General features: G+C 69.6%; 18 protein-coding genes and 1 pseudogene. 12 read left to right on the forward strand and 7 right to left on the reverse strand.

Annotated features, from left to right (window positions below):
* Positions 1-356: 356 nt before the first annotated feature.
* Positions 357-1,280, forward strand: coding sequence for an alpha/beta hydrolase (locus AB0B91_RS16605; RefSeq protein WP_358319551.1), 924 nt, complete (start codon positions 357-359; stop codon positions 1,278-1,280).
* Between the two features lie 177 nt (positions 1,281-1,457).
* Here the strand turns inward: AB0B91_RS16605 and AB0B91_RS16610 are convergent, their stop codons facing one another.
* The gene (locus AB0B91_RS16610; protein ID WP_358320804.1) at positions 1,458-2,438 is read right to left on the reverse strand and encodes a S66 peptidase family protein; all 981 of its coding nucleotides are present in this window, start codon (positions 2,436-2,438) and stop codon (positions 1,458-1,460) included.
* 95 nt (positions 2,439-2,533) lie between these two features.
* Here AB0B91_RS16610 and AB0B91_RS16615 point away from each other — a divergent pair, with 95 nt between their 5' ends.
* The gene (locus AB0B91_RS16615) at positions 2,534-6,034 is read left to right on the forward strand and encodes a hypothetical protein (RefSeq protein WP_358319553.1); all 3,501 of its coding nucleotides are present in this window, start codon (positions 2,534-2,536) and stop codon (positions 6,032-6,034) included.
* Between the two features lie 13 nt (positions 6,035-6,047).
* Here AB0B91_RS16615 and AB0B91_RS16620 read toward each other — a convergent pair whose 3' ends face one another.
* Together AB0B91_RS16620 and AB0B91_RS16625 are read right to left on the reverse strand one after the other, a co-directional pair.
* Positions 6,048-8,135, reverse strand: a complete 2,088-nt coding sequence (locus AB0B91_RS16620) for a beta-galactosidase (protein ID WP_358319555.1) — start codon at positions 8,133-8,135, stop codon at positions 6,048-6,050.
* A 45-nt stretch (positions 8,136-8,180) separates the two neighbouring features.
* Positions 8,181-9,170, reverse strand: a complete 990-nt coding sequence (locus AB0B91_RS16625; protein WP_358319558.1) for a LacI family DNA-binding transcriptional regulator — start codon at positions 9,168-9,170, stop codon at positions 8,181-8,183.
* Positions 9,171-9,564: 394 nt separating this feature from the next.
* On the opposite strand from AB0B91_RS16625, the gene AB0B91_RS16630 reads away from it, so the two are divergent.
* The 3 genes from AB0B91_RS16630 to AB0B91_RS16640 are packed head-to-tail and all read left to right on the forward strand — an operon-like array spanning position 9,565 to position 12,772.
* Positions 9,565-10,476, forward strand: a complete 912-nt coding sequence (locus AB0B91_RS16630) for a sugar ABC transporter permease (protein ID WP_358319561.1) — start codon at positions 9,565-9,567, stop codon at positions 10,474-10,476.
* Complete coding sequence (locus AB0B91_RS16635; protein WP_358319564.1) at positions 10,473-11,366, forward strand: carbohydrate ABC transporter permease; 894 nt, start codon at positions 10,473-10,475, stop codon at positions 11,364-11,366. Before AB0B91_RS16630 ends, AB0B91_RS16635 begins: the two co-directional genes overlap by 4 nt.
* Positions 11,367-11,398: 32 nt before the next feature.
* On the forward strand, positions 11,399-12,772 hold the full coding sequence (locus AB0B91_RS16640; RefSeq protein ID WP_358319567.1) for an extracellular solute-binding protein: 1,374 nt from the start codon (positions 11,399-11,401) through the stop codon (positions 12,770-12,772).
* Between the two features lie 64 nt (positions 12,773-12,836).
* Here the strand turns inward: AB0B91_RS16640 and AB0B91_RS16645 are convergent, their stop codons facing one another.
* Positions 12,837-13,040, reverse strand: coding sequence for a DUF397 domain-containing protein (locus AB0B91_RS16645; RefSeq protein ID WP_358319570.1), 204 nt, complete (start codon positions 13,038-13,040; stop codon positions 12,837-12,839).
* A 145-nt stretch (positions 13,041-13,185) separates the two neighbouring features.
* On the opposite strand from AB0B91_RS16645, the gene AB0B91_RS16650 reads away from it, so the two are divergent.
* Positions 13,186-13,653 (forward strand): ATP-binding protein, encoded by a 468-nt coding sequence (locus AB0B91_RS16650; protein ID WP_358319573.1) that lies wholly within the window; start codon positions 13,186-13,188, stop codon positions 13,651-13,653.
* Positions 13,654-14,142: 489 nt separating this feature from the next.
* On the opposite strand, the gene AB0B91_RS16655 is transcribed toward AB0B91_RS16650, so the two are convergent.
* Positions 14,143-14,781 (reverse strand): helix-turn-helix domain-containing protein, encoded by a 639-nt coding sequence (locus AB0B91_RS16655; protein ID WP_358319576.1) that lies wholly within the window; start codon positions 14,779-14,781, stop codon positions 14,143-14,145.
* A 61-nt stretch (positions 14,782-14,842) separates the two neighbouring features.
* Between AB0B91_RS16655 and AB0B91_RS16660 the strand changes: the two genes are divergently transcribed.
* From AB0B91_RS16660 to AB0B91_RS16670, 3 genes and pseudogenes are all read left to right on the forward strand, one after another.
* Positions 14,843-15,511, forward strand: coding sequence for a class I SAM-dependent methyltransferase (locus tag AB0B91_RS16660; protein ID WP_358319578.1), 669 nt, complete (start codon positions 14,843-14,845; stop codon positions 15,509-15,511).
* A gap of 223 nt (positions 15,512-15,734) precedes the next feature.
* Positions 15,735-16,439, forward strand: coding sequence for an alpha/beta hydrolase family protein (locus AB0B91_RS16665; RefSeq protein WP_358319581.1), 705 nt, complete (start codon positions 15,735-15,737; stop codon positions 16,437-16,439).
* A 243-nt stretch (positions 16,440-16,682) separates the two neighbouring features.
* A pseudogene (locus AB0B91_RS16670) lies at positions 16,683-16,862 on the forward strand (three-helix bundle dimerization domain-containing protein); the annotation flags it as partial.
* A gap of 875 nt (positions 16,863-17,737) precedes the next feature.
* Here the strand turns inward: AB0B91_RS16670 and AB0B91_RS16675 are convergent.
* Positions 17,738-19,120: an MFS transporter gene (locus AB0B91_RS16675; protein WP_358319584.1), complete on the reverse strand. Its 1,383-nt coding sequence runs from the start codon at positions 19,118-19,120 to the stop codon at positions 17,738-17,740.
* Positions 19,121-19,318: 198 nt separating this feature from the next.
* Positions 19,319-20,236, reverse strand: a complete 918-nt coding sequence (locus AB0B91_RS16680; protein ID WP_358319587.1) for a LysR family transcriptional regulator — start codon at positions 20,234-20,236, stop codon at positions 19,319-19,321.
* A 302-nt stretch (positions 20,237-20,538) separates the two neighbouring features.
* Between AB0B91_RS16680 and AB0B91_RS16685 the strand changes: the two genes are divergently transcribed.
* The 3 genes from AB0B91_RS16685 to AB0B91_RS16695 are packed head-to-tail and all read left to right on the forward strand — an operon-like array spanning position 20,539 to position 24,904.
* Entirely contained in the window at positions 20,539-22,956 is a 2,418-nt protein-coding gene (locus tag AB0B91_RS16685) for a CoA transferase (RefSeq protein WP_358319590.1), read from the forward strand.
* Between the two features lie 2 nt (positions 22,957-22,958).
* On the forward strand, positions 22,959-23,747 hold the full coding sequence (locus AB0B91_RS16690; protein WP_358319593.1) for a crotonase/enoyl-CoA hydratase family protein: 789 nt from the start codon (positions 22,959-22,961) through the stop codon (positions 23,745-23,747).
* A complete protein-coding gene (locus AB0B91_RS16695; RefSeq protein WP_358319595.1) occupies positions 23,744-24,904 on the forward strand; it encodes a thiolase family protein in 1,161 nt (386 codons plus the stop codon). The genes AB0B91_RS16690 and AB0B91_RS16695 overlap by 4 nt, the downstream gene beginning before the upstream one ends.
* Positions 24,905-24,910: the final 6 nt, after the last annotated feature.

The following is a 24,910-nucleotide window of genomic DNA, read 5'->3' on the forward strand; positions in this document are numbered from 1 at the left end:
TCACTCGGCCGCCGATCCGGGCCGGGCCCGCTCGATGGCGGCCGGACGCGACTGGGCCTCGCGGATCCGCGAGACGTCCAGCTTGCTCGTACGGTCGAAGCGATAGATGCCGTTCTGTTCCTGGAAGACGTCGGTGAGCTATGTGCCACCGATCTCGCCCGCTGGATGATCCGCGTCCGGGACGACCTACCGGAGGCGGCCTATACCCTCAAACGCGCACCACACAACTGGCGTTAGCGCTCCCGTCCTTGATCGTGCCAGCCCGGTCGCGGCGTACTTGTCCCCCGTGCGAGCTACAGGCGAATGTCCACCGTGCGGTGACGATTCCTGACCAGTCGATTCCATAGCGTTACTACATGGACATCTTGCTCCGCAAAATCAAGGCATCCGCTCTGGCCGCGCTGTGCTGCACCGTGGTCGGTGCGGGGCTCGCCGGCTGCGACAGCGACTCGGTAGAGAACTGGGACCCGTTCGCCCCCACAACGCGCAAAGCCGATGCCGGCCTGATCACCGGAACCAAGAAGATCAATGTCGCGGGCAGGTCGGTGAACGTGTCCTGTTCGGGCGACCCGGCGAAGGGCAAGCCGGTCATCGTCCTGATGCACGGCGGCGGTGACGGGCTGGACAAGATGGCCGCCCTCCAGAAGACGCTGAGCACGAAGAACCGGGTCTGTTCCTACGACCGGCTCGGCGCGGGCAAGAGTGACCAGCCGGACGGCCCGCAGGACTTCGCCAGTACCGGCAAGATCCTGACCGGAGTGCTCGGCCAGATCGCCGGCGACAGCCCGGTAGTCCTGGCTGGGCACTCGCTGGGCGGCCTGATCGCCGCCAGGTACGCCCCCGACCACCAGGACAGGGTCAAGGGGCTGGTCCTGATGGACGCCACCCCACCGACCATGGTCGCCGACATCAGCAAGGCGATCCCCGCGTCCGCCAAAGGCCCGGCGGCCGCGGTGCGCGCCCAGAACCTCGCGATATTCCACGGAAAGAACCCGGAGCAGCTCGCCATCACCGACGGGAAAGTCAGTTCAGCCGGAAACACCCCGGTGGAGGTGATCAAGCACGGCAAGCAGTACCTCGCGGCCCTCCCCACGTACGGGCCGCGCCTGGAGCAGGCGTGGTCCGCGGGCCAGCGCGAGTGGCTCGCGCTTTCCAGCAGCGGCAAGCTGAGCACCGCCGCGAACAGCGGGCACTACATCTACGTCGACCAGCCCGACGTCGCCGTCCAGGCGATCGAGCGCGTCACCTCGCAGGTCGCACGCCAAGCGAACGGTGGATGACTGCTTACAGCCGGCCGTGTTCACGCGCGTACCGCGCCGCTTCGTGCCGGGTCCGCTCGTGGTGGGCGTCATCGCGCCCGGCTGCGGCGGCCCTGACAGCCTGTGCGGCATCCCGCACTCTCGTGACGGTGTCCTGCGGGCGATCGCGGAACGCCTCGCCGGCGGGAGTGCGATGGGTCAGTGGTGGAGCAGCGTCAGGCTTGTCTCAGTGTCGGTGATGGTGAGTCGGCCTTGGCCGCCGATCGGGAAGGTGGCCAACGGGTAGGTGTGGCCGACGTCGACGTTGGCCAGGACTGGGACGCCGGTCAATGCCGGTTGGGCGTCGATGATCTGTTCAAGCAGTGGACGGGTCATGCGACTGGCCTGCTGGAACCGGCCGATCGCCAGCCCGCGGACTCCCGGAGCGTCTGGCAGCTGCAGCAGTGAGGTCAGGTCGCGGGCGAAGGTCGCCGGGTGCGACTCGAGGTCGTCCTCCAGGATCAGGAGCGCCCCGTCGAGGGAAGGCATCGAGGCGGTGCCCTGCAGCAGGTTCAGCGTGCAGAGGTTGCCGCCGACGATGCGTCCCTCAGCGGTGCCGGGCCGGATCGGCCACCATCCGTCGTTGGGGGTCAGGTCGCGTTCGTCCTGGTCGAGGAACCAGAGATCGTCGCTCCAGTGCGCCGCCGGGGCCAGGCTGATCGGAGCGGTATCGAACATCACCGAGGTGAACCAGCGCAGGGTCTGCTCGAAATGGTCGCGCATCCCGAACGTCGACCAGTGGGGACCGGAGTAGGTGACCAGCCCGGTCCGGGCGAGGATGGCGTTCTGCAGGGCGGTGATGTCGGAGTATCCGCACAAGATCTTCGGATTGGCCCGGATCAGCTCCCAGTCCAGGAACGGCAGGAGCTCGTTGCAGTTGTAGCCGCCGATGACCGTCAGGATCGCGGCCACCGACGGGTCCGCGAAGGCCTCGTGCAGATCGGTGACCCGGGAGGCGATGCTGGAGGAGTCGAACGCGTCTCGCTCATCGACATGGCTGCCGTACGAGAGCGTCAGGCCCAGCTCGGCGAACCGAGACCTGATGATGTCGGTGTGGTCGTGCTCCATCACCATCGCGCGGGACCTGGACGGCGCCACCACTCGTACGACGTCGCCCGCGTTCAGCTTCGGAGGAAACATCACCGCCGAAGCCTAACCGCGACTTGCGCGGCAAGGGGATGATCGGTCACCATCGTCGGCATGACTAGTGGAAAGGGCGTCCTACGCCCAGGCCGTTGAGGCCCATGGAGCCGGCCGAGGAGCCGGTCTCCGACATCTCCGCCGCCGCTTTGCTGGCGCGTCTCGAACCTCTGCCGTACCCACGGCGCATGCGGGCGCTGGCACTCCACGCCCGCCGCCTGGCCGGCACCTCCCAACTGCGCATTCTCCTGGACGAGCTGTCCGCGCAGGACCAGTACGCCCGGCGCACGGCACTGCACGTGGCCATGGCGGCCCGTGACCTCGATTTCATCCAGGAGGTTCTCGCCGGACCCGACATGGGGCTGCGACGCGCGGCCCTGCGCGCGGTGCGTACCCTTTCCGTGCCGGATCCGGCGGTGGCCGCCGCGCTTCAGGACGCGCCCACCGAGCTGCGGCTCGCGCTGTACCGAACGCTGGCGCAGAGCCGCCGGCAGGTGCTGGCCGAGTCCCTGCTGCCGGACGTCCATGCCCGGTGGGGGGACCGGGAGGCCGCCGCGCTGCTGCCGGCCTGCGGCGTCAGAATCGTCGCGCGATGGCTGCCCGAGCTCGCCCACGCGGTGACGTCCTGGACGGCATTGGCCAAACGGCACGCGGGGGCGATCATGTCGGTGGCCGAGGAGGAGCTGTCCACGGGCGTTCCCGCGTGGACTTGGTGGCGCCGCCGCGGCGCGGGCGTGGAACTCGCCTCGCTCGCCGAGCCAGCACGTCTGCTGGCCCTGCTGGAACGGCACGACCTGCGCCACAACCTCCTCAGGTTTCCCGGTACGGTCCTGAACGCGCTGTTCAGGGCTGACTCCGCACGTACCAGGAGGTTGCTCATCGACGCCTCGACGACCAGCTGGGCAGGCCCGCCGAAAGCGCTGCTTCGCCACCTGCGGTCAGGCTCGGACGCGGAGATCCTGCGCCTCGCCTCGGCCGATGACGGGCTCGGGCTCGGGCTGGTGTTGCGGTGGCTGCCGCCTGCCCGCCGGGGCGCGATCTTCGAGGCTGCCGCCGAGCAGAGAGGCGGTTCCACCGGGTTGTGGGCGATGCGGCTGCTCAGATGGCTGCCTGCCGAGTCGGCGGGGGCCGAGGCCAGGCGCATGCTCGCCTGGCACGACTCGGTGTGGCATTCGGCCCGCTCCCGCCTGGATGATCCGGACATCCCGTTGAAGCTCACCTCCTACCTGCCGTACGAGGAGGCCGTCGGCCCGCTACGCGAGGCCGCCGTAGGTGGGGACCCGCGGCGGCGCGGGCTGGCCAGGACGCTGCTGGTGCGGTGCACGGCCCGCACCCGGGACCGGGCGGCGCTCCATGGGCTGCTGGCCGACCTGGCCCTGCGCACCGTCAACGAACAGGACCCGCTCCGCCGGGACCTGCTGACCGCTCTGGGGGACATCTCGCCGGTGCTGTTCGACGACTCCTGCGCCGAGACGCTGGACCGCATCGCCACGGATGCGGTCGATGCCCCGGATTCCTCTCCCGCCACGCAGGAAGCGCTCCGGAACCTGGCCGGACGGATCCTGCGGCACCATGACCCGGCCATCGCACCCGCGCTGACCGCGTGGGCGCTGGGCGCGTACGGAAAGCTGGTGGCCCGGCATGGCGCGGATGGGCTGCCCTCGCGGACGTTGCAGTCCTCTCCCGCCTACCACCGTCGTTACGCCCCCGACGCGCCCGTTGAGCCGCACCGTCTGGACCGGGTGCTGCGCGCCGGTCAGGAGCACGACCTGCTCGCGGTGCTGCGCCCGCACCTTCGCGCCGCGCGTGAGCGGGCGGATTTCACCCTGGCCGTGGCCCTCGCGCACGCGCTCGGCCGCCGCTCGTGGGCGTTGGCCGAGCTCCAGGACGACCTGCGCGCCGCCATCCGCACGGCGCCCGAGCCACTCGCCCGCGAGGCCGCCGACCTCTGGCTGACCCGCCCGCACAACCGCCGCCCGGCGAATGCGGCAGCCGAGCGGGCGGAGCAGGTTGAGCGGACGGAGCGGGTCGTCGAGCTCGTGCGCGAGGATCCGTCCGCCGTCACGCTGCCCGCCGTCTGGCGTACGGTGGCCCGCCACCGCACCGACCTCCTCCTGCCGCTGCTGGACGGCAACCACGGCGGCCGGTTCGCCGACCTCGCCTGGGTGCCGCCGATCGGCGGCGGCGACGCCGGCCGATGGACCCCCGACCAGCGCGACCGGATACACGCCAGGCTCGCCGCCACCGTCCAGGACGAGCAGCTGGCCATCGCCACCCGAGTAGCCGCCATCCAGGCGACCGGACGAATCAGCGACGGGCTGGACCTCCTGACCGCCTGGGCGAACCGGGAGGAGACGGTGCTGGCCGAAGCCGCCATCGCCGCCATGGCGAAGGCCGGTATGCCTGGCCAGGCGGTGGCCGTGCTCCTGGACCAGGCCGGCGGCCAGGCCTCTCGTGTCGCGGTGGCGGCGCTGGCCCGACGCTGCCGGGCGGTCTCCCCGTCCCAGCTCGGCCCGCTCCTGGAGCAAGCGCTGACCGCTCCCGGCAGCAAGGTGACCCTGCGTAAGCTGGCCGCTCGCCAGTTGGGCCACAACCGCCCGCCGGGCGCGGTGGACGTGCTGCTGCGGGCGTGGGCGGACCCCGGGCTGCACCAGGACGTACGGGTGGCCGTGGCCTCGGTGCTGCGCGGAATGCCCGAGGACCCGCGGACCCTGGACGCGCTCGGGGAGGCCGTGGGCCGGCACACCGACGAGCTGATGCTGCGCACGCTGTTTCAGGCCCACCCGACGGAGTACGCCCCCGGCGTCCGTCCTCGGTACGCGGACCTGGTACGGCGGCTGCTCATGGCCGCCGACCTGCCCGGGGTGCGCTTCCGAGGGTCGAAGGCGTTCGGCTTGTGGGCGCCCTGGTACCGCGGCGGCTTCGAAGAGATCATCGAGGCCGCGGCTGACCCAGGGGCGAACGAACAGGTCATGGAGGTGTTCCTGGCGCTGCTGCGGACCGGGGCGATCCGGTTCCAGACGCTCGACGTCCTCGCCCGGCTGGCCGCCGCCGTACCCGGCGAGGACTTTCGGACGCCGGCGCGGGGGCGGGTGGCGGCCATCACCGCGAGCCTGGCCGTGATGCAGGACGAGGCGGAGCCATGGCAACGGCGGCTCGCCCGTGACGCGATGGGCGTGCTCGCCGTTCAACCGCTCCTGCTGCCTCATGTGGTCCGGCTCGCCGTGGCCCTGCTCCCGACGGACACGGACGGAGATGGCGAGCCTGCGGGGTTCGGCGACGCCTTGTGCGCGCTGGCCGATCTGCTCCGGGACCGGCCGGTTCTCGCGGCCCGGACGGCCTACGGGGAGATCTCGGAGCTGTTCAGCGACTACCGCAGACGGCAGGCGATGCCGATCTCGGCCGCGCTGCCCTCGGCTCGGCGGTTGGCGGACCGGGGTGACCTGGCCGGGGCCTTGTTCGCCCTCTCTCTCACCCAGGCCGGCGGGAGACGCACCGACTGGGCGCCCCCGTGGCGGGAAATCCTCCGTGACCTACGCGACTCGCCGCACCTGGAGGTGCGCCAGCAAGCCTGGGACACCTCCGTCATCGACTGATCGTGGGACTGTTCTAGCCGGCGGCGCGGAGCACCGCGACGCCGAAGGGGGGCAGGATGACGGTTCCGACGGTCTCGTCCGTCGGGTCGAGGGCGTCGGCCCACTCGCCCGTGAGGGTGATGTCGTGTTTGTCGCCGGTGTGGTTCAGCAGGATCAAGAAGCGGCGGCCGTCTCCGGTGCGGACGCTCGCCTGGGTCCCGGAAGGCAGGCTCTCGACGACGGGGGTCACTCCCGCCTCGGCGAGCGCGAGGCCGAGGATCGCCCGCATGCTGGGCGGGTCGAGGCGGGTCGAGAGGTAGCGGGCCGTCCCCTCACCGAACTCGTGCCTGGTCACGGCCGGGCGGCCGGCCCAGTCGTGGGCGTCGAAGGTGACCTCGGCCTCGGCGCCGTTGAGTCGCAGGTCCTCTCGCCACAGGTCGGCGACCCCTTCGAGGTGCGAAAGCGCCCCGCGGCCACGGACCGGGAAGCTCTCGTGCTCCGACGCCGGGCAGAACTCCTCCACCCGCACCCCGAGCACCTCGCGGAGCGGCGCGGGATAGCCGCCCAGGTGGACTCGGTCGTGCTCGTCCACGATCCCGCTGAAGAAGGAGACGACGAGCGCGCCGCCGCCGGAGACGTACGCCGAGACGCGCCGCGCGTCCTCGCTCGACAGAAGGTACAGGTTCGGTACGACCACGAGGGCGTAGCCGGTCAGATCGGCTGAGGGCGGCACCACGTCCACGCCGACGCCCAGGTCGAACAGGGGACCGTAGTGGTCCAGCAGGCGGTCCTGCTGGCGCACCCCGTCCGAGGGGTGGGAGTCGAGTTCGAGCGCCCACCAACTGTTCCAGTCGAGCAGGATCGCCACCTGGTTATGGACCCGGGTGCCGGCCAGGTCGGGCACCGAGGCGAGTTCCCTGCCGAGCGCCACGATCTCGCGGAAGACCCGGCTGTCGGCCCCCGCGTGCGGCACCATGCCCGAGTGGAACTTCTCGGCGCCGCCTCGTGACTGCCGCCACTGGAAGTACAGGATCGCGTCGGCGCCGTGCGCGACCGCCTGCCAGCTCCACAGCCGCATCTGGCCGGGCTGCTTGATCGGGTTCCTGGACCGCCAGTTCACCGCGCTCGGCGCCTGTTCCATCAGGATCCAGGGATCGCCGCCCTTGGCGCCGCGCATCGTGTCGTACACCAGGCCGGGGGCGAGATACGGCTGCTCGTCCTGGGGGTCGGGGTAGGAGTCGACCGCGGCGATGTCCAGCCTCGGCGCCCAGTCGAAGACGTCCACGGCCTTCAGGCCGCCCAGGAAGTTCGTGGTGACGGGCACCTCGGGGGTGACCCGCCGCAGGATGCCGGCCTCCAGGTCGAAGCAGTCGCGCAGCGCCTCGTTGCTGAAGCGCAGGTAGTCGAGCTGCTGGGCCGGGTTGGGGTACGTCGGAGCCGTGCGGGGCGGCCGGATGTGGTCGAAGGAGGCGTAGCGCTGCGACCAGAAGTCCGTCGACCAGGCGTCGTTCAGCGCCTCGACGTCGTCGGCGTACCGCTCCCGCAGCCAGCGGCGGAAATCGTCCGCCGACACCTCGCAGTAGCAGGCCGCGATGTGGCAGCCGTACTCGTTGCCGACGTGCCACAGCCCGAGGGCCGGATGGTCGCGGTAGTGCGTGGCCAGCCGCTCCACCAGCAGCGCGGCCCGTTCCCGGTAGACCGGGCTGGACGGGCAGAAGTGCTGCCGCCCGCCGGGACCCAGTACGGTCCCGTCCGCGGTGACCGGCAGGATCTCCGGGTGCTCGTGGACCAGCCACGGCGGCGGTGACGCCGTCATGGTGGCGAGGTCGGCGGTGATGCCGTGCGCGTGCAGGTCATCAAGAACCTGGTCGAAGAACGAGAAGTCGTACGCTCCGCGCGCGGGCTCCACACGCGCCCAGGCGAACACCCCGACGGTCATCAGGTTCACCCGGGCTTCGGCCATGAGCCGCAGGTCTTCAGCCCTGGTCTCGGCCGGCCACTGCTCCGGGTTGTAGTCACCGCCGAACGCCACGCCGCCGAGCCGGCGCCAGAACCGGTCGCCCGGTGACGGGGCGCCGGCGGTCCCGGAGACCGGCATGACATCGCGAGGTACGGCGTTCATTGTCGGCGCGGCGGCCTCGGCTGGCGAGGGCGCCGCTCCTCCCTTCTATGGGTGTAGTGCGGGGGCTCCGGTGCTCTCTCTGACGATCAGCTCGGGGGTGATGAACGCGGTGGCGGAAGGGGCCGCCCCGGTCTCGATCTGGCCGATCATGAGCGAGACGATCCGCTCCGCCACCACGTCGAAGTCCTGGCGGACGGTGGTGAGCGGCGGGGAGAGGTACGCCGACTCGTCGATGTCGTCGAAGCCGGCGATGCTGATGTCCTCGGGGATGCGCCGTCCCGTCTTGATCATCGCGCGCATCACCCCGAGTGCCATCTGGTCGTTGGCGGCGAAGACGGCCGTCACGCCGGGCCGCTCGGCCAGGACACGGCCCGCCGCGTACCCGCTGGCCGCGCTCCAGTCACCGAACAGGACCTGGGGAACCGCGGCTTTCGCCTCCTTGAGCGTGGCGTGCCAGGCCTCGGCCCGGCGCCGCGCGGCATAGGAGTCCTCGGGCCCGGCGACGTGCCAGACCGTTTCGTGGCCGAGGTCGAGCAGGTGCCGGGTGACGAGCCTGGCGCCGAGGGCCTGGTCGGTGTCGACCATGGCATGGCGGTGGCTGGCGTCGCCGTCGGCCATCACGACCGGCACGCCCGGCGGCAGCCGGAGCGCCGGCGTGTCGAGGATCTGCGCCTCGATGAGCACGATGCCGTCGACCGCCTGCAGCGTGAGCTGGTCGAACGCCTCGTGCACGGCCTGCTCGGTCTGCGACTCGATGGCGACCATGTTCACGGTGTAACCGGCCCGCTGCGCCACCCTCGTGATGGCGTCGACGGTGCGGGCGTTGCCGAAGTTGCCGAGCCCGAAGCTGATCAGGCCCAAGGTGCGGAACTGCCCGGTGACCAGAGCGCGCGCGGCCGTGTTGGGCCGGTATCCGAGGACCCGCATGGCCGACAGGACCCGCTGACGGGTCTCTTCCTCGACGTTGCTGCGGTTGTTGGCCACCCGGGAGACCGTCTGACTGGAGACCCCGGCCATCGCGGCGACATCCGCCATGGACGGCCGCCTGCGCGGGCGCCGCCCTGACGCCGATTCCTGGGTCGCCCCGTCCACTGTCACCTCTGGTCGTCCGATCGGCCCGCTGCCCGTGCAAACTCTCGCATGATGTTTACGTGAACACGACCCATCCGTCAATGGCACCCGCCCTTGGCGACCACAGCGCCTAAACATGGATAAATCAGGCAGCGTTGTTAACTTTGGGTTACCTATTGACACGTCTCGCGGCCCGTTCCAGACTACGGAACGTCCCCATCATGTTTACGTAAACACGCAATCCCCCGCATCTCCCGGCCCCGAGCGGAACACGGCAGCGCAGGACGGAGTGCGGCTCCAAGGAGGGTTCAGTGCCAGTCTTCGTGGCAGCGCGAACATCGCGCGGCAGGAGCAGGAGATGACCGCGCCCGCCGTACGCGCGGGTCTCCCCCGGCCCTTCCTGCGCCTGCGTGTCGCCGGCTACGCCTTCTTCCTGCCGTTCTTCGTGGTCTTCCTGGTCACGGTGGTCGCGCCGCTGGCGTACGCGATCTACCTGAGCTTCTTCCAGGACCGCATGATCGGTGGCACGGTCTTCTCCGGCCTGGCCAACTACACCCGCGCCATCGGCGACGCGCTGTTCGGCGCCGGCCTGCTGCGCGTCGCGCTCTTCCTGGTGGTGCAGGTGCCCATCATGCTGCTCATCGCCCTGGGCTGCGCGCTGGCGATCGACAGCGGCAGGCTGCGCTGGCCGTCGCTGTTCCGCATCACGATCTTCATGCCGTACGCGGTGCCGGCCGTGGTGTCGGCCCTCATGTGGGGTTACATCTACGGCGACCAGTTCGGCCTGGTGGGGCAGATCGGCGACGCCCTCGGCGTCGCCGTACCCAACCTGATGTCGCGCTCCTGGATGCTCGGCTCCATCGGCAACATGGTGACCTGGGAGTTCGTCGGCTACAACATGATCATCCTGTACGCCGCGCTGCGCGCCATACCGGAAGAGCTCTACGAGGCCGCCGAGATGGACGGAGCGGGAGCCATCCGCATCGCCTGGAGCGTCAAGCTGCCCGCGCTGCGTCCCGCGCTCCTCGTGGCGACGATCTTCTCGATCATCGGCAGCTTCCAGCTCTTCAACGAGCCGAACATCCTCCAGAAGCTCGCACCCGCGGTGGTCACGACGAGCTACACGCCCAACATGTACGCCTACAGCCTCGCGTTCAACGGACAGCAGATCAACTACTCGGCGACCGTCGCCGTGGTGCTCGGCCTGGTCACCGTCGTCGTGGCGTACGCGGTGCAGATCCTCACGGCGAGAAGGGAGAACACCCTGTGACGGCCGTAGCCGCCGCGCACCGATCCTCCAAGGCGAAGCGCCGGAGGAAGAGCCCCACCCTCACCGTGATCATGCTGGTGATGTTCGGGTACGCGGTGCTGCCGCTGTTCTGGCTGCTGGCCAATGCCAGCAAGAGCGGCGGGGACCTGTTCTCGACCTTCGGACTCTGGTTCGGCGGGGACTTCCACCTGTTCGCCAACATCGGCGAGACCCTGAGCTACAACAACGGCATCTTCGTGCGCTGGTTCGGAAACACCGTGCTCTACTCCGTGGTGGGCGCGGGCGGGGCCGCCCTGCTGGCCACCATCGGCGGGTACGCCCTGGCGAAGTACGACTTCCCGGGCCGCAAGCTGCTGTTCGCGGTGGTGCTCGGCGGGATCTCCATCCCGGGGACGGCCCTCGCGGTGCCGACGTACCTGCTGTTCAGCCAGATCGGGATCGTCGACACCCCCTGGGCGGTGCTCATCCCATCGCTGTGCAGCCCGTTCGGGCTCTATCTGATGCGGGTCTACGCGGCCGACGCGGTGCCCGACTCGATCCTGGAGTCGGCCCGCATCGACGGAGCGAGCGAGTTCAAGATCTTCCGTACCATCGCCCTGCGGCTGCTCGCCCCGGGATTCGTCACGGTCCTGCTCTTCGCGCTGGTCGCGACGTGGAACAACTACTTCCTGCCGCTGATCGTGCTGAACACGCCGGACTGGTTCCCGCTCACCGTCGGACTCAACCAGTGGAACGCCCAGGCCAACAGCGGCACCTCCGGCGCCGGTGACGCCACCTATTCCTTCATCCTGACCGGCAGTCTGCTGTCGATCGTGCCGTTGATCATCGCCTTCCTGGCGCTCCAGCGGTTCTGGCAGTCGGGCCTCGCCACCGGAAGCGTCAAGCAGTAACTCTCCAACCTCCCTGTGAATGAGGAAATGTCATGAGAACACGTCCATCGCGGCGCGGTGTCGTAGCCACCGGGGTCGCCGCGGCCCTGTCCTTGGCCCTGGCCGCGTGCGGCGGCGGCACCGGTGGAGGCGCCACAGCCGCCCCGTCCGCCGCCCCGAGCGCGTCGGCGGCCGTCCAGGACGCGCTGAGCAAGCCAGCCGAGCTGACGTTCTGGACGTGGGTCACGGGGATCGAGAAGACCGTCGCCCGCTTCCAGGCGAAATATCCGAACATCAAGGTCAACGTGGTGAACGCGGGTCAGTCCGCGGACCAGTACACCAAGCTGCAGACCGCGATCAAGGCCGGCTCCGGCGCGCCCGACGTGGCACAGATCGAATACTTCGCGCTGCCCCAGTTCGCGCTCGCCAAGCAGGTGGTCAACCTCGCCGACCATGGCGCCGCCGCGCTCAAGGACAAGTTCGCCCCCGCGGCATGGGGCCAGGTGGCGATCAACGGCGGTGTCTACGGCATCCCGCAGGACACCGGCCCCATGGCGATGTTCTACCGGAAGGACATCTTCGACAAGCTGAAGATCAAGCCGCCGACGACGTGGGCGGAGTTCACCGAGGCAGCAAAGAAGATCAAGGCCGACAACCCGGACAACTTCCTCACCTCCATCGATCCCGGCGACGCCGGCGGTGTGGACAGCCTGATCTGGCAGGCGGGTGGCGCGCCGTTCAAGACCTCGGGCGAGAGCTCGGTCAGCGTCACGCTCGCCTCCGACCCAGGCGTCAAGCAGTGGGTCGGCACCTGGAGCACCCTGCTCAGCGAGAAGCTGGTGGACCCGCAGCCCGGCTGGACGGACGAGTGGTGGAAGGGCATGGGCTCCGGCAAGTACGCGGCCTGGCTGACCGGCGCCTGGGCCCCGAACGGCATCATCAACTCCATTCCCAAGACGAAGGGCAAGTGGGCGGTCGCCCCGATGCCCCAGTACGACGCGGCCAAGCCGATGAACGCCGAGAACGGCGGCTCCTCGGTGGCGGTCATCCCGCAGAGCAAGAACATCCCGGCCGCCGTCGCCTTCGCGGAGTGGCTCAACTCCGACCCGGAGGCCGTCAAGTCGCTGAACACCGAGGCCGGACTGTTCCCCGCCACGAAGGCGCTGCTCGACGACCCGGCCTTCCGTGACGCACCGCAGGAGTTCTTCGGCGGACAGAAGATCAACCAGGTCCTGGGCGACGCCTCGGCCGCCGTCCGCCCCGACTGGCAGTACCTCCCCTTCCAGGTGTACGCCAACAGCATCTTCAAGGACACCGTGGGCCAGGCCGTCGACGGCGGCGGCGACCTGGCCGCGGCTCTCAAGACCTGGCAGGACCGGATCACGGCCTTCGGCACCGAGCAGGGATTCACCCTGAGCGGCGGCTGATTTTCACGACGACCGACGGCCCGGCGGGAGACACTCTCCCGCCGGGCCGTCTTCATGCATGCGCCTACAGGTCGAACGCTCCGTCTTTCACGCCACCGGTGAACGCCTTCCATTCCGAATTGGTGAACACCAGGGCCGGCCCCTCAGGGTCTTTGCTGTCTCTCACCGCGATGCGTCCGGCAGACAGGGGAGCTACCTGCACACAGTTCCCTTGGCCGTCCGACAGAGGACTCTTCCGCCACACCGCGTCCTTGAGTTCCTCGCTCAAGTCCAGATCCACTCTTGGTCCAGCCTCTCTTCGATCAGCGCCATCGAGTCTGCCCGGGACAGCGCATTTGCGGTGACACAGACAAAGTTGGTGAAAAGTCATGCCAGCGGCGCTCCAATCTCCAGCCCATTTCCACACTTTCACGATGAAAGACCTCGATCCCCACGTGATCTCCGCGAGAGCAAGGGCCACCATCACGTCATGGGTTGGAACCGACCACCCCCGAGCATTCGACCTGCAAACACTCGCGACGGAGTTGGTTACCAACGCCATCCGGTACGGTCTCGGGACCATGCCCGCGGCGCGTTGGGTGCGCATGAGGCTGGAGCGTGAGCCAAGCTTCCTCCGCCTGGCCGTGATCGATCCTGGACACGCGAACACCTTCCCCCAACTGCGCGAACCCGTGAACGATCCCCGCCCCGACGATGAGGATGCGGCGATCGAGGGCGGCCGTGGGCTGCACGTCGTACAGAACATCACCAACGGCTGTTGGGGCCACTACTACAACATCCAAAACGAGCGGGTCGTCTGGGCTCTGGTCCCCATCGCTAGACCTCCCCACGGCTGGTACGACGGTGCCTCTGCCTGCCGTGGGGTGCAAGCCTCCCCGTAGGCCCTGGAGAGGAAAGGCCCCCAGCCCGGACACAGGCTGCCTCCTCGTTGCCGCATTCGACGGGTCGGCGCCACACCGTCAGTTCTCCCGTCAGAGAGTGCAGGATCTCCAGCTGTACCTGCCAGGGACGTCGGGTACAGCTACAAACTGAGAAGCACTATCGGCGATGAGACGTCCTCATGGCATGCGTCGACGGTCTACCGCCGGACCTCTGAGGGCTGGCGCGTTGTCCTCCTCCACCAGACACCCATGTAGGGCGTGGCGTGCCGTGGTGGCGTTCGCGCCGCCGCCTCCACTGTGCGGCCATACCAACCAGACGCCAAATACCGCCGGGTAAGTCACGCCATCCACCGGCAGACGCCGGGTGATCTAGCTAGCGCTCTGGTTGGGGTGGGGGCTGCTGGGATGGCTCCGGCCGGTGCAGAAGGGCCGGCCAGGTGGTTGGCCACCCGTATTGCGGGCTGGAGGACGATCGTGGCGTCCGTCCGCTTAGCCGGGGTCGGCGCAGAGTTGCGAGGTCAAGGTGGTGTGGGCCCACTCTTCCCATGCGTCCGGTGACCAGCCGCGGTCGCGGACGAAGATCAGGTAGAGCTCTGGGCTGAGCAGGCCGAACAGCAGGTCCGCCGCCATCTCGATGGAGAGGCCGGGACGGGTGTCGGGCTTGCCGGCCAGGGCTTCGGCCGCTGCGTACTGCACGGTGTAACGCGGGTCGGGGCCGTCCGGCCACTGTGCGGCGATCTCAGGGTCGGTGGCCGCGGCAGTCGCAATCAGCGGCATGATCGGGGCGACCCGGCCCAGGATCTCGCGGGTGCCGTGGACGTGCGCGCGCAATTGCCCGGCTGCGGTGGGCTCGGCGCACGCGGCGCGAAACCACTCACGATCCATGGTGGCGACCGGCTCGGTGTCCCCGGCGATGGACGTGTCGACGACGTCCTTGAACAGCGTGCGCTTGTTGCGGAAGACGAAGTAGACCGTCTGGACGGCCACGCCCGCCCGGTCCGCGACCTCCTGCAGGCTCGTCGCCCCGTAACCCTGCGCGACGAACAGCTCGCGAGCCGCCTCGACGACCTTTTCACGGGTGCGGCGTGAGCGCTCGGCTCGCTTGTCCGGCCGCTTGACGTTGTCCATATTGCGAGTATATCTCTAGAGTATGTCACTAGAGTTCAACTCTAGATTCTTGGAGGAGACGATGGACCAGCCCAGCGCCACCCAGAAGCCGGAACCTGACCTGGCCTCAACGCAGCGAGACCCGGAGGAGGAGTCCGTCCACCGCGCACTGGAGGGCTACTACCGCACCGGCAAGCCACCGTGGGACACCGGCGTGACGCCGCCCGAGCTGGTCGCCCTGGTAGAGGGGCACGGCGCGCTGCCGGCCGGCCGCGCCCTCGAACTCGGCTGCGGCACGGGGACCAACGCCATCTACCTCGCACGGCACGGCTGGGAGGTGGCGGCCGTCGACCTGATCGACCGCGCTGTCGACCAGGCCAGGGAGAAGGCCGCGGCGGCGGGAGTGGCGGTACGGCTGCTGCACGGAGACGCCACCCGCCTCGACGAGCTGGACGTACCGGGCTCCTTCGACCTGTTCTTCGACCTGAGCTGCTTCTGCGGGGTCCCGCTGCACCGCCGCGACGCCTACGCCGCCGGGCTCACCCACCGCGCCGCTCCCGGAGCACGGTTACTGATGTTCGGGTACGGCCCCGAGCCGCTCGGCAATCCGATCCCCGAGGTCACGTCGTGGGCGGCGGGCGTCACAGCCGACGAGCTCCGCGCCAGGTTCCCCGGCTGGGAACTACTCGACGTCACACCGGGCACCAACTCGGTGCCGACCTTCTGGTTCACGCTGCGCCGCGACGCCTAGCAATCTCCGGGTCGCGGCCTATATGTGACGTCACACCGGCGATCCGGCAAGGTTGGCGGCGATCGGGCATCAGTTGGCAGCCTGCCGGTAGCAAGCCACACCTTGACCTGGTGACATTGCCTCCATGCGGAGTGGTCCTCAGTCGCGCAGGGCGCCCGGCCGAACGCCGCGGCATCGAGGCAGCGTGCCCCGATGCCGCGGCTTGGGAGAGAAGGAGAAACGCATGGCGACGTTCGTCCTCGTGCCCGGCGGTTGGCACGGCTCCTGGTCGTTTGAGGCGGTGGTTCCGCTGCTGGAGCGTGCTGGTCATGCCGTTCACGCCCTGACCCTGACCGGTCTGCGGCCAGACGACGACAACGCGACCGTCGCGACCGCCAACCTCGACACGCACGCCGACGACGTGTTGCGGCTCCTCGATCGCGCCCACATCACCAGCGCGACGCTGGTCGGCCACAGCTACGGCGGGATGGTGATCGCCGCAGCCGCCGATCGTGCTGACGGCCGGATCTCACGACTGGTGCATCTCGACGCCTACGTACCGCGCGATGGCGAGTCGTGCTGGTCGTCAACGACCGAGCGCTACCGGAAAGCGTTCGCGGCCGGCGCTGCGACCACCGGCTACGCCGTCCGACCGCCGGACGGCGGCGATCCCCGCCGCCGTCCCCATCCCCTCGCCTCGTTCCTGCAGACGATCCGGCTCACAGGCACGCTCGCCCAGGTCCCCCGTCGGGAGTTCATCTACTGCTCGGGATGGGAAGACCGGACGCCGTTCGCCGAACTCCGCACCCGACTCCAAGCCGATCCCGAGTGGCAGGTCCACGACCTCCCAACCGGCCATGACGCCATGCATGAGGCCCCGGAGGCGGTCGCTGCGCTACTGCTCGGCGAATGCGTAACACCAGTTAGGGCGACAAGTACGTCACTGTGATCATCGACTTTATGAACAAACTCTGACGCCCACGCTTCTTCTGCTAAATGGAAGGTGATCGAGCTGTGAACATGCGATTCCGGAGCGCTTGGCGGTACCGTGTCGCCAATGTCTGCGGCTTTTAATAAGCGGCTGGCTCGGTTAACTACGCGGCCGAAACCCCTATAAGGTTGTGCGCGGCGCGCGGTCAGGCACGGCAGCTTTGCCGCGATATCTGACCAATCGTAGGTCGAGGAGACACTGGTGAGTGGCGATACCCACCGCGAAGACCAGGCGATACGCCGGGCGACCGATCGCCTGGTCCAGGTCTTCGCCGGCACCCACTCCGCCGAACACGTCAAGGACGTGATGGCAGCGGTCCATCGCCGCTTCGACGGCTATCCCGTCAGGGATTTCGTCCCCGTCCTGGTCGAACGCATCGTCCGCGGGGAATTGGCAGCAGAGGCGGCGACCGCTGAAGCGGCATCAGAGGCCTCCGCAGACGTTCAGCCGAAGGCCTCAGCGAACCCGGCGCCGGACACTCCTGATTCACCCAGACGTCATTCTCCAGAAAGCAATCGTTTATCGCGAATCCGCGGCAAGGGATTTCTCTCGCTGCTCCTGGGTGTCGCGGTCGCCGTGGTCGCCGCCGTGGTGGTCGTGAACATCAGCCAGAAAGAGACGCCGCCGCCTCCACTCACTACCGTGCGCGGCGTGATCGGCTCCGAGAAGAAGGCGTTCTTCGAGGATCCACAGGTGCTGAAGGCCTTCGCCGCCAAGGGAGTGAAGGTCGAAGTCGAACCGGCCGGCTCCCGCCAGATCGCCACCTCGATCGACCTCGGACGCTATGACTTCGCCTTTCCGTCAAGCGCGCCGGCGGGCGAGTTGATCCAGCGCAAGCGTCATGTCAGCGCGAAATACACGCCGTTCTCCTCCCCGATGGCGATCGCGACGTTCAAGCCGATCGCGGCCCTGCTGACCAAGGCGGGCGTCGTGAAACAGGGTGCCGTCCTGACCTTCAACGTCGACCGCTACCTCGAACTGCTCACCACAGACGTCAAGTGGAGCCAGCTCACGGGCAACACCGTCTATCCCGTCGGCAAGAACATCCTGGTCTCCACGACGGACCCGCGCACCTCGCCGCCGAACACGGGTTCCGCTCGGGCGACGCCACCCAGTTCGCCAAGGTTGCCGCGGACCACCACGTGCCCGTCGCGAAAGACCTCATCGACGTGGTCGACATCCCGTCCTATGACACCCTTGAGCACCTGCTCAAGGGTGTCGGCAAAGCGTACGGTTAGCGAACCGCCTGATGGGAGTCAGGCGGCGATGTCGGTCAGGGAGCGGTCGCGGGTTCGGACGCCGAGGCGGATGATGGCGGCGGCGATGACGAGCAGGCCGACCATCACGAAGGACGCCGGTCGCGCGCCGAAGCTCGTGAGGATGGGGAGCACCACGAAGGGCGTGACGGCGCCGCCCAGGTGGCCGACACCGTCGGCGATGGCCGAGGCGGTGCCGCGGGCGCGGGTGGGGAAGACCTCGGCGGTGTAGGTGTAGGCCGGGGTGGCCATGAAGGCGATGCCGAACGAGCTGAGCAGGGCCCCGGCGGTGGCGACCGCCTCGCCTAGGTCCAGGGTGATGAGCAGCAGGGACGCGGCGAACACCAGGGTGCCGATGACGATCATGGTGCGGCGTTCCATCCGCTCCACCAGCAGTACGGCCGCGAGGACGGAGATCAGCGGCATGACCCGGCCCAGCACGGTGACCAGGATCGCCTTGGAGGTCGAGATGCCGATGCCTTCGAGGATGAGCGGCAGGTAGCTGGCGTAGCCGTACATGGCCACGTAGAAGATGAACCAGAAGCCCAGCACGATGAGCATGCGGGCCAGGTACGGGGCCTTGAACAGGGCCCGGGCGGACACCTCCCCCTCGGCGGGGGCACTCTCCTCATCGAGGAGGTCGTCGGTGAGGAGAGTGCCGCCAGGCGGCAGGCCCACGCGGGACTCCATCTGACGGACGATGTGGTCGGCCTCCTCCGCCCGGCCCATCGCGACCAGCCAGCGTGGCGACTCCACCAGGGCGTTCTTGTTGACCAGTGGCAGCACCAGCAGCACCAGGCCGCCGAAGCCCAGCAGGAAGCGCCAGCCGGTGGCGGAGGCCGCCAGCACCGGCAGCGAGGCGAACCCGATGACCAGGAGCAGCACGGTGCCGACCATGTACAGGCGCGACAGGTAGCCGCCGCGCTGGTTCTTCGGGGCGAGTTCCCCGATGTAGGCCGAGCACAGCGCGAGCACGGCGCCCATCCCGCAGCCGGTCAGGAACCGGAAGAACGTCAGCGACCACACGTCCCACGAGAACGCCGTCAGGAACCCGCCGACGCCGAGCGCGGCGATGGTCAGCGTCAGGCCTTTCTGCCGGCCGTACCGGTCGGCGACGCGCCCGAACAGGTAGGCGCCGATGCAGTAGCCGACGAGATTCCAGGTGACCGGGTACCCCAGCGCGGCCCCGGCCAGCCCGAACTCGTCGCGCATGGCCGGCAGGGTGATGGCGAGGACGGAGATGTCGTAGTTGGCGAAGAAGAAGCAGAGCATGAGGGCGAGCCAGGCCGCCCGGTTGAGCCCAACCTTGGGCATCGCGTCGATGCGGGCGTCCACGCCGCGGGCCGACACCGGCGCAGGCGGATCGAGGGGCATTTGAGACATCGCGGCCTCCTGGAATGGGACGAATGGAGCGTGGGCTGGAGGCGCTCTCTAGCGGCGGGGCTTGTGGCGGGGCTCACATAGAGGCGGTGCGACGAACGGTAGGCAGGTCACGGCGGCGGTGACCATCGCGGTTTGGCGCACGTGCACATGCGCCAAACCGCAACGTGCGCGGAATCGCGACGCGCCGAGCGGGGAGAGCTACAGGGTCAGGGCCTGTGCGGCCCACTCTTCGCGCATGGCCGCGACGAGGTCGCTCACCAAGGGTTCCCGCTCCACCCGGGAGCGCCGCCAAGCCACTCCGAGCAGGAACTCCATGTCCTCGCGGAGCGGGATCACCGCGAAGGCCGGGTCGTCGAAGACGCTGGCGCTGCCGCCGTTGCGCGGATCGATCGTCAGGGTGAGGCCGTGGCTGCGACGGACGTGGCTGGCCAGCATGACCGAGTCGTTGTCCGGCATCTGGTGGAACGAGGTGATGCCGGCGTCCTTCAGCCGCTGGTGCAGCCGGTTCATCGCCACCGGCTGAGGCGTGGGCGGTCCGACGGTCAACGTCCGATCCGCGAAGTCCTTCAACGTCAGCTCCGGAGCACCGGCCAGCGGGTCATCGGCCCGGATCACCACCGAGAACATGTACCGGGCGACCACCAAACTGTCCAGCTCAAGCCGGTCCAGCGGCAGGTGCACCAGGACCGCCTCCAGCTCACCCCGCTCCAGGGCGGGCAGCAGCTCGGCGGACGGCGCCATCGTCACGTCCACGGTGTGCGCGGGGAACCGCTGCTCGGCCACCGCCACGAACCGGTCCATCACCGCGGGCGGGCACAGATGCGTGCCGCCCACGCGGATCACCCGGCTCTCTGCGGCCGACGCCTGGTGAATGGCCTCCTTCAGGCCGTCCACCTGCTCCAGGATGCCGCGTACCCGCTCGACCAGGGCCGTGCCGCCGGAGGTCAGCTCGACCTGGTGGTAGCGGCGGACGAACAGCTCGGCTCCCAGCTCTCGCTCCAGGTCCTTCACGGCGCGGCTGACCGGCGACGGCGTCAGGTGCAGCCGCTCCGCGGCACGACCGAAATGCAGTTCCTCGGCGACGGCGAGGAAGCACCGCAGCTGCTGTACGTCCATGAGCGGGAGTCTGTGACAGACCGTCATCGCACGTCAACCCGCGCATCACGGTGGGGGCCCGGTAATCCGGCCGAAACGAGCGCCGTTCACACGTTGCCGATCGGGACGCGTGCCACGTTGCCGTTTCGGACGTTTTCAGACAGGAATCGTCGTGGCATTCTCCGTCATAAGACACCTGTCGGTAACAAATCCGGCGCGCAAGCCTGAGCCGTCGGCCGCCGGTCCGGATCGCCTCCGAGGTCCGTGACAGGCCACGTCTGGCGTCATTCACGCACACTCTTCACACACTGGGGTGATTCACCATGCCCGCGATCAGGGGCCTTCCCCTCGCCGGCCTCCGCGTCATCGACCTGGCGGACGGCAAGGCCGAGATGTGCGGCCGGTACCTCGCCGACCTCGGAGCCGACGTCATCCGCGTCGAGCCACCCGGGGGCGCGCCCACCCGCCGGCGGGAACCGCTCCACGACGGCGTGAGCCTCTACTTCGCCACGCACAACGCCAACAAGCGCGGCATCACCCTGGACCTGAGCGACCCCGCAGGCCGTTTCGGGCTGCTCGACCTGGCGGCGGGCGCGGACTTCCTCATCGAGACCGAACGGCCCGGCACCCTCGACCGGCTCGGCCTGGGCGTGGACACGCTGCTCGCCCGTAATCCGGCGCTGGTCGTCGTCTCGATCACCGATTTCGGGCAGACGGGACCGTACCGGGACTGGACCGGCACCGACTGGACGCACCTGGCGCTCGGCGGGGTGCTGTCGCGTTCGGGCATCCCGGGCCGGCGGCCGGTCATGCCGCCGGGGCCGCTGGCCTACGAGTCGGCGGCGATCCAGGCCGCGTGGGCGGCCCTGCTGGCGTACCTGAACCGGTTGGAGACCGGGCGCGGCGATCACGTCGACTGCTCGGTGTACGAGATGACCGCCCAGGCGCTGGACCCCGGCTTCGGCATCGGCGGCTCGGCCACCGGCGGCGTCCCGGCCACCAAGCTGCCCCGCGGCCGCCCGGACGCGGGCAACCTGTACCCGATCTTCCCCTGCGCGGATGGGTATGTGCGGATCTGCGTGCTGGCCAGGCGGCAGTGGCGCGGGATGTTCGGCTGGCTCGGCGAGCCCGAGGAGTTCGCCGACCCCAAGTACGACTCGATCGCCGCCCGGTTCGGCGCCACCGAGCGGCTGCACGCCCTGATCGGCGCGCTGTTCAGGGACCAGACCAAGGACGAGCTGGTGGCGCGCGGCCAGGAGTTGGGCGTGCCGATCGCGGCGCTGCTCGATCCGGGCGAGGTGCTGGCCGGCCCGCACTTCCTGGCCCGCGGCGGGCTGCTCGACGCCGAGGTCGCCCCCGGGCTGACCGGGCGGGTGCCGTCCGGGTACGTCGAGGTGAACGGGGTACGCGCGGGATTCCGGCACCGGGCTCCCGAGGTGGGCGAGCACGACGACGAGGTGTCCGCCGAGCCACCCCGCGCGAGGATCACCAAGCCCACCGAACCCGCGGGCCCGCGGCGGCCGCTTGACGGGATCCGCGTGCTCGACCTCGGTGTCATCGTGGTCGGGGCCGAGCTGGGGCGGCTGCTCGCCGACCAGGGCGCCGAGGTCATCAAGGTCGAGAGCCGGGCGTACCCGGACGGCAGCCGCCAGTCGCTGACCGGCGAGGCCATGAGCGTCGGCTTCGCCTGGGGTCACCGCAACAAGCTCAGCGCCGGCATCAACCTCCGCTCCCCGGAGGGCCTGGAGCTCTTCAAGCGGTTCGCCAAGGAGTCGGACGTCATCCTGTCCAACTTCAAGCCCGGCACGCTGGAGTCCCTCGGCCTCGGCTACGACGTCATCAGCGAGCTGAACCCGCGCATCATCATGGCCGACAGCAGCGCCCTGGGCTCGACCGGGCCGTGGAGCAGGCGGATGGGCTACGGCCCGCTCGTCCGCGCCGGCACCGGGGTCACCGGGCTCTGGCGCGACACCGACGTCGAGGCCGGGTTCTGCGACGCCATCACGATCTTCCCCGACCACATCGCCGCCCGCGTCGGCGCGGTCGCCGTGGCCGCCGCGCTGATCGAACGCCGGCGTACCGGGAAGGGCGGCACGATCAGCGTCTCCCAGGCCGAGACCATCCTCACCCAGTTGTCCACCGGCTTCCTGCGCGAGTCGCTGGAGCCCGGCTCGTTCACCGCCTACGGCAACAGGGGCGAGTGGGACGCGCCCCAGGGCGTCTACCCGTGCGCGGGCGACGACGAGTGGTGCGTGGTGAGCGTCGAGGACGACGAGCAGTGGCGCGGCCTGTGCGCCGTCATCGGCCGCGCCGACCTGCGCGCCGACGCCCGGCTGGGCGACGCGGCCGGCCGGCGCGCGCACCGCGACCTCGTGGACGCGGCCGTGACCGCGTGGACGACCGGCACCCCGCCGCGCGAGGCCATGGAACGGCTGCAGGCGGCCGGAGTGCCCGCCGGGATGATGCGGCGCGTCACCGAGTACCTCGACGATCCCCAGCTCACGGCCCGTGGATTCCTGCGCGAGACGCATCACCCGACCATCGGCCACGCGTTGCGCACGGAGAACGCCCCGGCCACGTTCCGGGGGGTCGCCGACCCCGAGCTACGGCCGGCGCCGCTGGCCGGGGAGCACACCCGGATGCTGGCCGCCAAGCTGCTCGGCCTGGCCGAGTCCGAGATCCAGGCGCTCATCGAGGCGGGCGTGCTGGAGGAACCAACCATGCAGAACGAGAGGAACTGACCGTGGGTGAGCCCGCCGCGCTCGTCGAGCGCCGCGACCACATCATGTTGATCACCTTGAACCGTCCCGAGGTGCGCAACGCCGTCAACGCCGACCTGACCCGCGCCGTCGGCGAGGCTCTGGACGAGGCCGACGCCGACTCCTCGGTACGCGCCGTGGTGCTGACCGGAGCCGGGGACAAGGCGTTCTGCGCCGGCGCCGACCTGAAGGCGGTGGCCCGCGGCGAGTTCTCCACCGAGGGGTTCAAGCCGCACTGGGGCTTCGCCGGATGCGTCACGCACCCCATCGCCAAGCCGGTCATCGCCGCCGTCAACGGGTTCGCGCTGGGTGGCGGCACCGAGATCGCCCTGTGGGCCGATCTGGTGGTGGCCGCCGAGACGGCCGCGTTCGGGCTGCCCGAGGTCAAGCGCGGCATCATCGCGGGCGCGGGCGGCGCGTTCCGGCTGGCCGCGCAGTTGCCCGCCAAGGCCGCCCTGGAGATCCTGCTGACCGGTGAGCCCGTGAGCGCCGCCGACGCCCTGCGGCTCGGCCTGATCAACCGGGTGGTACCGCCGGACCAGGTCGTACCGGCCGCGCTGGCCCTGGCCGAGACGATCAGCGCGAACGCGCCGCTGTCCGTGCAGGCCAGCAAGCGGATCGCGCGGGGCATCTCCGACGGCGCGATCCCGTCGGAGCAGGCCGCCTGGGAGCGGACCGCCGCCGAGACCGCCGCGATCATGCGGTCGGCGGACGCGAAGGAGGGGCCGCGCGCCTTCGCCGAGAAGCGCGCCCCGGTTTGGGAGGGACGATGAACCGCGCACCTGTCATCGCCGGTCTCGGCATCACCGAGATGGGCAAGGTCTACGGCCGCAGCGCGCCCGAGTTCGCCGCCGACGCCGTACGCCGCGCCGCCGCCGACGCCGGGCTGGACCTGCACCAGGTGGACGGCCTGCTGACCAACACCGGCATCACCGGCGACGTCGGCCTGTCCCTCCAGCGCGACCTCGGGCTGCGCCACCTGCGCCTGTTGTCGGAGGTGCAGGGGTACGGCTCGTCGGCCGGGGCCATGGTGCAGTACGCCGCCATGGCCGTCTCCTCCGGCATGGCCGACGTCGTGGCCTGCGTGTTCGCCGACGCTCCGCTGAAGGACAGGTCGATGGGCGGCGGCGCCGCCTACGCCGGCGCGCGGACCCTGACCGGCTGGCAGGGCATGGCCGCGGCCTCCGGCATCTACAGCGCGAACAGCATGTACGCGCTGGCCGCCCGCCGGCACATGGCGACGTACGGCACCACCAGCGAACAACTCGGACACATCGCCGTCGCGCAACGTGCCTGGGCGGGCCGGAACCCGCTGGCACAGCTGCGCACCCCGATCACCCTTGAGGACCATCAGAGCTCCCGGTGGATCGCCGAGCCCTTCCACCTCCTCGACTGCTGCCTGGTCAGCAACGGCGGCGTCGCGGTGATCGTCACCTCCGCCGACCGGGCCGCCGACCTCGCCCAGCCCGCCGTGCACATCCGTGGCTGGGGGCAGGCGCACCCCGGGTACGTCATGGGCAAGGACAGCGAGTTCGGGCTGGTCAGCGGTGCCGCCCTGTCGGGTCCCACGGCGCTGAAGATGGCCGGGATCACGATCGCCGACATCGACGTCGCCGAGCTGTACGACTGCTACACCTACACCGCGCTCATCTCCCTGGAGGACTACGGCTTCTGCGCCAAGGGCGAAGGCGGCCCCTTCGTCGCCAGTGGGGTGCTCGGGCCGGAGGGCAGCCTCGCGGTCAACACCGGTGGCGGGCAGCTGTCCTCGTACTACATGTGGGGGATGACCCCGCTGTCGGAGGCCGTCATTCAGGCCCGCGGCCAGGGCGGCGACCGGCAGGCCCCGCGCAACGACATGGTGCTGGTCAGCGGCAACGGCGGCGTCCTCGACCATCACTCCACCCTCATCCTCAGCCCGCACGCGCGATAGGAGCAC

It is taken from the genome of Nonomuraea sp. NPDC049141 (assembly GCF_040648415.1).
Classification (GTDB): Bacteria; Actinomycetota; Actinomycetes; order Streptosporangiales; family Streptosporangiaceae; genus Nonomuraea.

Bases quoted from the DNA above. Each gene is read 5' to 3' on its own strand.
- AB0B91_RS16605 (WP_358319551.1), top strand. From the start codon at position 357: ATGGACATCTTGCTCCGCAAAATCAAGGCATCCGCTCTGGCCGCGCTG.
- AB0B91_RS16610 (WP_358320804.1), bottom strand. From the start codon at position 2,438: ATGTTTCCTCCGAAGCTGAACGCGGGCGACGTCGTACGAGTGGTGGCG.
- AB0B91_RS16620 (WP_358319555.1), bottom strand. From the start codon at position 8,135: ATGAACGCCGTACCTCGCGATGTCATGCCGGTCTCCGGGACCGCCGGC.
- AB0B91_RS16625 (WP_358319558.1), bottom strand. From the start codon at position 9,170: ATGGCGGATGTCGCCGCGATGGCCGGGGTCTCCAGTCAGACGGTCTCC.
- AB0B91_RS16630 (WP_358319561.1), top strand. From the start codon at position 9,565: ATGACCGCGCCCGCCGTACGCGCGGGTCTCCCCCGGCCCTTCCTGCGC.
- AB0B91_RS16640 (WP_358319567.1), top strand. From the start codon at position 11,399: ATGAGAACACGTCCATCGCGGCGCGGTGTCGTAGCCACCGGGGTCGCC.
- AB0B91_RS16650 (WP_358319573.1), top strand. From the start codon at position 13,186: ATGAAAGACCTCGATCCCCACGTGATCTCCGCGAGAGCAAGGGCCACC.
- AB0B91_RS16655 (WP_358319576.1), bottom strand. From the start codon at position 14,781: ATGGACAACGTCAAGCGGCCGGACAAGCGAGCCGAGCGCTCACGCCGC.
- AB0B91_RS16660 (WP_358319578.1), top strand. From the start codon at position 14,843: ATGGACCAGCCCAGCGCCACCCAGAAGCCGGAACCTGACCTGGCCTCA.
- AB0B91_RS16665 (WP_358319581.1), top strand. From the start codon at position 15,735: ATGGCGACGTTCGTCCTCGTGCCCGGCGGTTGGCACGGCTCCTGGTCG.
- AB0B91_RS16675 (WP_358319584.1), bottom strand. From the start codon at position 19,120: ATGTCTCAAATGCCCCTCGATCCGCCTGCGCCGGTGTCGGCCCGCGGC.
- AB0B91_RS16680 (WP_358319587.1), bottom strand. From the start codon at position 20,236: ATGGACGTACAGCAGCTGCGGTGCTTCCTCGCCGTCGCCGAGGAACTG.
- AB0B91_RS16685 (WP_358319590.1), top strand. From the start codon at position 20,539: ATGCCCGCGATCAGGGGCCTTCCCCTCGCCGGCCTCCGCGTCATCGAC.
- AB0B91_RS16695 (WP_358319595.1), top strand. From the start codon at position 23,744: ATGAACCGCGCACCTGTCATCGCCGGTCTCGGCATCACCGAGATGGGC.